Here is a 2,409-nt window from a genome sequence, read left to right as displayed (position 1 = left end):
CCGCTTCGCCGCCGACGCCTGCACCGAGCCCGAGCGAGTCCACGACTCCAGCACCTCACGATCACCATTACCCAACATCAACGCCGCAGCAGGACGATTCGCCATACCCCATTATCGCAGCAACCAACCGTTCAAGCAATTACGACGCGCGCCACTAGAACTGCCTGGACCGGTTATCGGGGACCTGACAGCTGTCGAGATGCAGCGGAGATTAGCAGCGCTACCCCCGGAAGTCTGACAGAACATGCGTGCCTCGATGAGTCGTGTCAATTTTGATTCTCCATGTGGTCGGCCATCCAAGTCACTTTCGGCGAACATTTGGCGTAGATCGATCTCTTGCGGCGCCCATGCAGCGGCAACCCCTCTGCTCTGACGACCGAGCATCGCCTCACACAAGTCAGCATGTCGCACATATGCCAAGTGCCACAACGCCAATCGGAGAAAGACTCATAGACAACTGCACAAGCCGGTGCTTTGTCCACGCTATCTTGCTCATCTCCACGAGCTGTTTCGACAGTACCGGAAGAAGAGTCGGGCCCTCGAGCCGATCCTGAACGGCTTCGGGCGTCAGGTGCCGCAGGTGTCCGAAATAGACAAAGTTGTCCGGCGCCTCAACCTCGAGGTTGGAGGCCCGTAGCCGGGGACGCACAACCCAGGCCGCACATAGGACGCTAGCTACTAAGAGGAGGATGCCAACGACGTACCAGACTACGGCCCAGCCCCCAAGGTCATGGAGCACCCGCCCCTCGCCCGACAGCGTGATAACTCCCACGAGGAGCGCGGTCTCAATTGTCAGTGCAAATGATGCCTTCGTATCGGAGATATTGTCAAGACCTGTGGATGAGGTTGTTTCAGGCGGCCTCCTCTTGCGATGTTGATGGGGTGTCGGATTCGACGAGTTTGCCTTTCTCGAAGGTCTTGCCGGCTCGGACGAGGGCGACGAGGTGGGGTGCGTTGACGGCTCGCCATTTCACTTGTGCGGCTTCGATGAGCTTGTAGGCCATCGCCAGTCCCGCGGCTCGGGAGCCGGGTCCCTTGGTCACCTTGGTCCGTAACCGCACGGTGGCGAAGGTCGACTCGATCGGGTTGGTCGTGCGCAGGTGGATCCAGTGCTCGGCCGGGTAGTGGTAGAACTCCAGCAGCACATCAGCGTCGTCGACGATCTTGGCGACCGCTTTGGGATACTTCGCCCCGTAGGTCTTCTCGAAGGCGGCGATGGCCTTACGGGCGTAGCCGATGTCCTCGGCGTTGTAGATCTCCTGCATCGCTTTGATCGCATTCGGATGGGCCGACTTGGGCAGTGCGGCAAGCACATTGCCCTGTTTATGAAACCAGCACCGCTGCTCTCGGGTGTCCGGGAACACCTCGCGCAGCGCAGCCCAGAACCCCAGCGCCCCGTCCCCGACGGCCAGGTTCGGGGCCGCCATGCCGCGGCGTCGGCACGACCGCAATAGATCGGCCCATGATTCGGTGGATTCGCGGTACCCATCGGCCAGGGCGACGAGCTCTTTACGGCCGTCGGCACGCACGCCGATCATCACCAGCAGACACAGCTTCTCCTGCTCGAGCCGGACTTTGAGGTGGATGCCGTCGACCCAGAGGTAGACATAATCGCTGGTGATGTCGCGGTCGTCGAAGGCGGCCGCTTCCTTCTGCCACTGGCTGGCCAGTCGAGTGATCGTGGCCGCCGATAACCCCGCCCCCGAGCCAAGAAACTGCTCCAGCGCCGGCCCAAAATCTCCCGACGACAACCCGTGCAGGTACAGCAGCGGCAACACCGCGCTGACCTCGGGGCTTTTACGTGCCCAGGCCGGGATGATCCCCGACGAGAACCGTTGGCGTTCACCAGTTTCAGGGTCGACCCGTTTGTCGTTGACCCTTGGTGCCCGCACCGGAACCGCACCGGCGGCGGTCATCACCTCCCGCGGGTTGTGGTAGCCGTTACGCACCACCAGCCGGCGCCCATCCTCATCGTGAATCGCCCCGGCGTGTCCGGAGACTCTGTTCGTTGGGAAGGATGGAGTCATGTCAGGAAGTGGGACGAAGAGGTACCCGGCCGAGATGCGTGAGCGGGCGATCCGGATGGTCGCTGAGATTCGGGCTGAGGATGACTCGGAGTGGGCAGCGATGGGCAAGGTCGCTGAGCTACTCGGGATAGGTACGCCAGAAACGGTCCGCAAGTGGTGTCGTCGGGCCGAGGTCGATGCTGGCCAGCGGCCGGGAACAACGACTGAGGAATCGGCCGAACTCAAGCGACTCAGACGCGAGAACACTGAATTGAAGCGGGCTAACGGGACTGCTGCACGTATAGGTGACATCTGATCTGGCTTGCCCGAGGGTGGGCCTGGAAGGATGACTATCGTGCCTAAGCCTCGATCCACCGATCGGCTTTTGAGGTGTGATGAAAGG

General features: G+C 61.5%; 2 protein-coding genes and 1 pseudogene. 1 reads left to right on the top strand and 2 read right to left on the bottom strand.

What is annotated here, in order from left to right; translation table 11 throughout:
• Positions 1–397: 397 nt before the first annotated feature.
• Positions 398–739, bottom strand: coding sequence for a Pycsar system effector family protein (locus tag B1964_RS31370; protein WP_253194273.1), 342 nt, complete (start codon positions 737–739; stop codon positions 398–400).
• 112 nt (positions 740–851) lie between these two features.
• A complete protein-coding gene (locus B1964_RS29385; protein ID WP_079932306.1) occupies positions 852–2,027 on the bottom strand; it encodes an IS256 family transposase in 1,176 nt (391 codons plus the stop codon).
• On the opposite strand from B1964_RS29385, the pseudogene B1964_RS30805 reads away from it, so the two are divergent.
• Positions 2,026–2,292, top strand: a pseudogene (locus tag B1964_RS30805) (transposase); the annotation flags it as partial. The gene B1964_RS29385 and the pseudogene B1964_RS30805 overlap by 2 nt on opposite strands.
• Positions 2,293–2,409: the final 117 nt, after the last annotated feature.

It is taken from the genome of Gordonia sp. i37, from assembly GCF_002043085.1.
Taxonomy (GTDB): Bacteria; Actinomycetota; Actinomycetes; order Mycobacteriales; family Mycobacteriaceae; genus Gordonia; species Gordonia polyisoprenivorans.
The sequence above is the reverse complement of the archived record's forward strand: the minus strand, read 5'-3'. Positions and strand labels throughout refer to the sequence as shown.

Bases quoted from the DNA above. Each gene is read 5' to 3' on its own strand.
- B1964_RS29385 (WP_079932306.1), bottom strand. From the start codon at position 2,027: ATGACTCCATCCTTCCCAACGAACAGAGTCTCCGGACACGCCGGGGCG.